1 protein-coding gene and 2 pseudogenes are annotated in these 2,046 nt (G+C 68.0%); 2 read left to right on the top strand and 1 reads right to left on the bottom strand.

What is annotated here, in order from left to right:
- Window positions 1-138: 138 nt before the first annotated feature.
- Window positions 139-468 carry a tryptophan synthase subunit beta gene (locus J2Z33_RS18030; protein WP_209843633.1) on the bottom strand — a complete coding sequence of 110 codons (330 nt, stop codon included), beginning with the start codon at window positions 466-468 and terminating at the stop codon, window positions 139-141.
- Window positions 469-671: 203 nt separating this feature from the next.
- On the opposite strand from J2Z33_RS18030, the pseudogene J2Z33_RS18025 reads away from it, so the two are divergent.
- Together J2Z33_RS18025 and J2Z33_RS18020 are read left to right on the top strand one after the other, a co-directional pair.
- Window positions 672-1,033, top strand: a pseudogene (locus tag J2Z33_RS18025) (transposase); the annotation flags it as partial.
- Between the two features lie 111 nt (window positions 1,034-1,144).
- Window positions 1,145-1,953, top strand: a pseudogene (locus tag J2Z33_RS18020) (transposase); the annotation flags it as partial.
- Window positions 1,954-2,046 lie beyond the last annotated feature (93 nt).

Here is a 2,046-nt window from a genome sequence, read left to right as displayed (position 1 = left end):
CCGCGACGGCACGATCAAGGCCGTCCACGTCCAGCCCGGCGCCCAGATCGACGCCAAGGACCTGCTCGTGGAAATGGAGTGAGCGCCTCTCCCACTCGCCTAGGGGACTGGCGGATGCGGGTGCCGTCTGGATCTCGATCAGGCCCAGGCTCGCCGTCTCACCCGGCGGAGGCGCTCCGCCGTCCAGCGGCGGGACCGGATGATCAGGGCGGACACCCCGGGGCGCAGCGTGGGAAGGTCGACGGCCAGGAGCAGAAGCCCGAGCGGCAGCATCCAGAGCCCCAGGAACGGCAGGACCGAGAACAGGCCGCCAAGCACCAGCAGGACCGCAACCGGCAGGCGGACCACCGTCGGGCTATGGCGGACCAGAAGACGGATGAGCCGCCGCGCCGGGGGCACGCGTCGCTCCAGCGCGGCGAACTGGCGAAGTAGACGGCGTTTCTGACGCGCGCGGGGGCTGAGGGCCATGGTGGATCGTACGTCCGCTGCGAAGGGGTTGCCAGCCCAACAGGCACGACCAGCCGCGAGTTCCTTCCGATGCTGCCCAGGGCAGGCTTGGGAACATGTTTATAGATGCCGGACGGACCTGCGCACGGCGCCCCTGGCGGCGTCGTCACCATGACCGGGACCCTGAACTGGCCCCCGTTTCGACCGGGCACCTGGGCATGACCATGGAGGCTCAGGGCAGCCCTAAGCACGTGCTTGTGTCTGACGCTGAGATCATCACCGATGGCGGCCGGCGCCGCCGCTGGTCGGCGGCCGAGAAGCTCCGCATCGTCGAGGTTGAGGCGAAAGCCGATGGCTGGACGAGAAGGCCGGCATCTCGGTGGTGGCGCGCCGCACTGGCGTGGCCCCGAACCTGCTCACCCGTTGGCGGCGCCTGATGCTGGAGGGAGGAGCCGTTGCCGTGTCCAACGATGACGAGGTCACCAGCAACCGAGCCGTCCGGCAGATGGAAGAGCGGATCCTCAAAGTCGAGCGCCAGCTCGGCCGGAAGGCGCTGGAGGTCGAGATCCTGAAGGGCGAGGCGGACCATGGCCCCGGTGGGGCCGCGTAAGCCACCGAGCCTCGACAAGGCGCGCCCATAGTGAACTGGCCCCCGTTTCGACCGGACACTCAGGCCTTACCATGGAGGCTTAGGTTTATGCCTGAGCACGTGCTTATGCCTGACGTTGAGATCATCACCGATGGCGGACGGCGGCGCCGCTGGACGGCTGCCGAGAAGCTTCGCACCGTCGAGGTTGAGGCGAAAGCCGATGGCTCGACGGTCAGGCCAGCATCTCGGTTGTGGCGCGCCGCAACGGGGTGGAGGCGAACCTGCTCTACCGCTGGCGCCGGCTCATGCTGGAAGGGGGAAGCGTCGCCGTGACCCACGATGACGAGGTGACGAGCAACCGCGTGGTCCGGCAGATGGACGAGCGCATCCGGGAACTCGAGCGTCAGCTCGGGCGCAAGACCATGGAAGTGGAGATCCTCAAGGAGGCCTTGGAGAAGGCGCGCCAAAAAAACCGATGTGGCTCGTGCAGTCGCAGCCGAAGGACGGTTCCCGGTGAGCGTCGTGGCCAAGACGGTCGGCGTCTCCCGCTCGCAACTCCATGCCGGCCTGAAGACGGCCGCACAGCCGCACCGGCGCTACCACAAGGCGGGTGACGCAGTGGTGGTGCCGCTGATCACCGCGCTCGTGGCCGCGCGCCCGACCTACGGCTACCGACGCATCACGGCGCTGCTGAACCGACAGCTTCGGGCCGCAGAGGCCGCGACGATCAACCATAAGCGCGTTTACCGGATCATGCAGGCTCACAGCCTGCTCCTGGCCCGCCACTACACGGTGCGATCCGACCACGCCCACGACGGCAAGGTGGTCACCCTGCGCTCGAACCTGCGCTGGTGCAGCGACTGGTTCGAGTTCGCCTGGCTCGGAACGGAGATGTCGTCCGGGGCGCCTTCCTCATGTAAGCGTCCGGCCTGACCGCTACGGCTGCCAGCGCCAGGGCAGCAGTTCGCCGACTTTGGTGATCTTGTGGTCGGGCAGGCGCGCCAGGGTGT

It is taken from the genome of Rubellimicrobium aerolatum (genome assembly GCF_017872975.1).
In the GTDB taxonomy this organism is placed as follows: Bacteria; Pseudomonadota; Alphaproteobacteria; order Rhodobacterales; family Rhodobacteraceae; genus Rubellimicrobium; species Rubellimicrobium aerolatum.
This window is presented reverse-complemented; position numbering and strand designations above follow the sequence as displayed.